Source organism: Sphaerotilus sp. (genome assembly GCF_041083715.1).
Taxonomy (GTDB): domain Bacteria; phylum Pseudomonadota; class Gammaproteobacteria; order Burkholderiales; family Burkholderiaceae_C; genus Sphaerotilus.
The window spans coordinates 1-3,355 of sequence record NZ_JBFPGY010000114.1 but is presented as its reverse complement, the minus strand read 5'-3'; the positions used below and the strand labels follow the sequence as shown (position 1 = coordinate 3,355).

Sequence of the window (3,355 nt, the reverse complement as noted above, 5' to 3'; positions counted from 1 at the left end):
GGCTCGATCGAGCTGCGCGGCGAGCGCATCGAGAAGCTCTCGCCGTCCGACATGGTCAACCGCGGGGTGGTGCAGGTCATGGAAGGCCGGCACTGCTTCGCGCACCTGACCATCGAGGAGAACCTGATGACCGGCGCCTACACCCGCAAGGATGGCAAGGCGGCGGTCGAGGCGACGCTGGAGAAGGTCTACAACTACTTTCCCCGGCTGAAGACACGCCGCACCAGCCAGGCCGCCTACACCTCGGGCGGCGAGCAGCAGATGTGCGCCATCGGCCGCGCGCTGATGGCGAATCCGAAGATGGTGCTGCTCGACGAGCCGTCGATGGGTCTGGCGCCGCAGATCGTGGAAGAGGTGTTCGAGATCGTGAAGGATCTGAACACCAAGGAACGTGTCACCTTCCTGCTCGCCGAGCAGAACACCAACATCGCGCTGCGCTATGCGGACTACGGGTACATCCTGGAGAACGGCCGCATCGTGATGGACGGCGAAGCCAAGGCCCTGCGCGAGAACGAGGACGTCAAGGAGTTCTACCTCGGCATGGGCGGCGGCGACCGCAAGAGCTTCAAGGACAACAAGAGCTACAAGCGCCGCAAGCGCTGGCTGGCCTGAGCTGTCGGTACCTCCCCGCCCTCCCCCTCTAGAAAGGTTCGCGCCGTGAGCGAGTTCTACGACGCCCTGGAAACCCGTGCCCATGTCCTGCGCGAGGCCGCCCAGCTCGCGGCCCTGCCGGTCCAGGTGGCCCATGCAGCCGGCCGCACGCCGGCCTTCGCCGAAATCCTGGCTGGCGTCGATGCCAACAGCATCACCAGCCGTGAGGCCCTGGCCCGGCTGCCCGTCACCCGCAAGAGCGAGCTGCTCGAACGGCAGAAGGCGATGCGGGCCCGCGAGGCCTTCGGCGGCTTCTCGGCCATCGGCTGGACGGGCCAGACCGCGTCCACCGGCGCGCGCCGCGTGTTCCAGTCGCCCGGCCCGATCTACGAGCCGGAAGGCGTCGGCAGCGACTACTGGCGCATGTCCCGCGCGATCTTCGCGGCCGGTTTCCGCGCCGGGGACCTGATCCACAACAGCTTCAGCTACCACCTGACACCGGCAGGTTCGATGATGGAGACCGGCGCCCACGCGCTGGGCTGCACCGTCTTTCCTGGCGGCGTCGGCAATACCGAACTGCAGCTGCAGGCGGTGTCCGAACTCCGGCCGCAAGGCTACATCGGGACGCCCAGCTTCCTGAAGATCCTGGTCGAGAAAGCCGCGGAGGCCGGCGCTGACATCGGCTCCATCACCAAGGCACTGGTCAGCGGCGAGGCGTTCCCGCCGTCGCTGCGTGACTGGCTGGCCGAGCGTGGCATCGCCGGCTACCAGTGCTATGCCACCGCCGACCTGGGCCTGATCGCCTACGAAACGGCCGCCCGCGAGGGCCTGGTGATCGACGAGGGCGTGGTGGTGGAGATCGTGCGCCCCGGCACCGGCGATCCGGTGCCGGACGGCGAGGTCGGCGAGCTGGTCGTGACCACGCTGAACCCGGACTACCCACTGATCCGCTTCGGCACAGGCGACCTCTCGGCCGTGCTGGTCGGCGAATGCCCCACCGGCCGCACCGCGCCGCGCATCAAGGGCTGGATGGGTCGCGCCGACCAGACCACCAAAGTGCGTGGCATGTTCGTGCACCCCTCGCAGGTGGCCGAGGTCGTGCGCCGGCACCCGGAGATCGCTCGCGCCCGGCTGGTGGTCGAAGGTGAAATGGCCAATGACCGCATGCGCCTGCACATCGAACTCGGCACGGCCCCCGAAGGACTGGCCAGCCGCGTGGCCGACTCCGTGCGCGACGTCACGAAGCTGCGCGCGGACATCGTCACCGTGCCGGCCGGCAGCCTGCCCAACGATGGCAAGGTGATCGAGGACCGGCGCAGCTACCAGTGAGTCGGCGGTCAGGCTGCACGAACCGCTGCGCGTTACGTAGTTTCCGAAGTGCATCCCGGTCGGAGTGCCGCTAGGATTCGGCGCACTCAATCGGAACCTCGATTTTTCGCGCCACTGGAGACTCCATGAAGCATTTGATCACCACCGTCGCGATGGCCACCCTGGCCCTGGGCGCTTCGGCCCAGACCTACCCTGGCGACAAGCCGATCACGATCATCGTGCCGTTCGCGGCCGGTGGCCCGACGGACAAGGTGGCGCGCGACCTGGGTGAAGCCCTGCGCAAGCCGCTGGGCGGACAGGTGATCATCGAGAACGTCGCCGGTGCAGGCGGCACGCTCGGGCACACCAAAGTGGCCAAGGCCAGCCCGGACGGCTACACGCTGCTGCTGGCCCATGTCGCGATGGCCACGGCCCCGGCGCTCTACCGCAAGATGCCCTACGACGCGCTCAGCGACTTCGAATACCTCGGCATGATCAACGAAGTACCGATGACGCTGATCGCGCGCCCGAGCCTGCCGGCCACCAACTACGCCGAACTCGCCAAGTGGCTGGATGCCAACAAGGGCAAGATCAATCTGGCCAACGCCGGACTGGGTTCGGCATCGCATCTGTGCGGCCTGCTGTTCCAGCAGAGCGTCAAGATCGAGATGACCACCGTGCCGTACAAGGGCACCGGTCCGGCCATGACCGACCTGATCGGCGGTCAGGTCGACCTGATGTGTGACCAGACCACCAACACCACCAGCCAGATCACGGCCGGCAAGGTCAAGGCCTATGCAGTCACCACGAGCAAGCGCCTGACCACCGAAGGCCTCAAGAACCTGCCGACGCTGAACGAATCGGGCCTGAAGGGCTTCAACGTCACGATCTGGCACGGCCTGTATGCCCCCAAAGGCACGCCGAAGGCCGTGCTCGACAAGGTCAACAGCGCTCTGAAGACCGCGCTGAAGGACGCCGATTTCGTCAAGCATGAGGAAGCGCTGGGCGCCAACATCATCAGCGATGCACGCATCCATCCGGCAGAGCACAAGAAATTTGTCGAAGCCGAACTCGCCAAGTGGGGCCCGGTCATCAAGGCCGCCGGCCAATACGCCGACTGAGGCCGAACCACGCTCGACCACAGGCCAGGGGCCGCCCGATGCGGGCGGCCTTTTGCTTGGCGGGCGATCGGATGATTCAGCATCGATTCAGTCAGCAAGGCTCCAATCGGCAGCCCGATACTTCCCATGATCCCGACCATGCACGTGCTGCTGCTTGAAGACGACATCGACTTGGGACAGGCGGTCACCGACCATCTGGAAGCGGCCGGCCACCAGGTGCACTGGTGCAAGCTGATCGCACAGGCACAGGAGCCGGGCATGGCGGATTTCGTGATGCTGGACCTCCAGCTGCCGGATGGCGATGCACTCGGGCTGCTGCGCCATTGGCGCGCTGC

General features: G+C 66.4%; 4 protein-coding genes. All 4 read left to right on the top strand.

Annotated features, from left to right (window positions below):
• A partial coding sequence (locus AB3X43_RS05570) for an ABC transporter ATP-binding protein (protein WP_369428876.1) occupies positions 1-612 on the top strand: 612 nt, incomplete at its 5' end.
• Positions 613-657: 45 nt separating this feature from the next.
• Complete coding sequence (locus tag AB3X43_RS05565) at positions 658-1,920, top strand: phenylacetate--CoA ligase family protein (protein WP_369428875.1); 1,263 nt, start codon at positions 658-660, stop codon at positions 1,918-1,920.
• Between the two features lie 125 nt (positions 1,921-2,045).
• The gene (locus AB3X43_RS05560; protein WP_369428874.1) at positions 2,046-3,020 is read left to right on the top strand and encodes a tripartite tricarboxylate transporter substrate-binding protein; all 975 of its coding nucleotides are present in this window, start codon (positions 2,046-2,048) and stop codon (positions 3,018-3,020) included.
• Positions 3,021-3,146: 126 nt separating this feature from the next.
• A partial coding sequence (locus tag AB3X43_RS05555; protein WP_473965065.1) for a response regulator occupies positions 3,147-3,355 on the top strand: 209 nt, incomplete at its 3' end.